The organism is Aliifodinibius sp. S!AR15-10, from assembly GCF_031569985.1.
Classification (GTDB): Bacteria; Bacteroidota; Rhodothermia; order Balneolales; family Balneolaceae; genus JAMQKA01.
The window spans coordinates 1-813 of record NZ_JAMQKA010000124.1; the positions used below are offsets into that span (position 1 = coordinate 1).

Annotated in this window: 1 protein-coding gene; it reads right to left on the reverse strand. The window is 37.9% G+C overall.

Annotation, left to right across the window (positions count from 1 at the left end):
• The coding region (locus NC796_RS26630) for a hypothetical protein (RefSeq protein ID WP_409070432.1) at nucleotides 1-813 on the reverse strand (813 nt) is incomplete at both ends.

The window sequence follows — 813 nt, forward strand, 5'->3', positions numbered from 1 at the left end:
TCTTTGCCAGAACTCACAAGATATGCTACCCGTTATGCCATTATTATCGGCATCAAAATGGCGTAAATCCCAAAAATTAGGCCAGCCGCTTGAAGGGAAATTACCAGTTATGTTATTGTTTCCTATAGAGAAAATAATTATCCCTTGATATAAGTCTGTAGCAACGGATATATTGCCACTGATTGAGTTACTATAAATCCCAAAGCTCTTCATGGCAGGAAGCTTATCAAATCCATGCAGTGTTCCCGTAAAGTTATTATAGTCTCCACGAAGCGTAAACAATTTGGTAAAACTACCATTATTCCAATAAGAAGGCCAGTCTCCGGTTAGGGAGTTTCGTTGCATTGCAAATAATCTCATATTTGTAGCCCTACTAAAATCAGGCAGTGAGCCTGTTAAATTATTCATCGGAAAGTTTGAACCGGATGTTTTATGATTTCCTATCCTAACGTAGGATAATAATGTCAAATTTGACATGCTCGAAGGCATTTCACCAACAATTCCAGCATTTTGTATATGGAAGTGCTTCAAATTGGTCAAATTACCTATTGTAGAAGGTATTTGTTGATTTACTAAATCCTCACTCCAACTAAAGTACAGCGCTTCTAATGCAGTAGCATTACCAATTTCACTAGGAATTTCCGGTATTGAACTACCGCCAAGTTCCAACACTTTTAAATTTTTCAGATCCCCAATAGTCGATGGAAGGATTGTAAAGTCGTTGGTAGCGCTGTTATATTTTCCAGGATGATATGGCTCATTTAAATCCTGCGGGGGCTCTTTTACTGGGTTACCATTTTGCAGATGATTTCT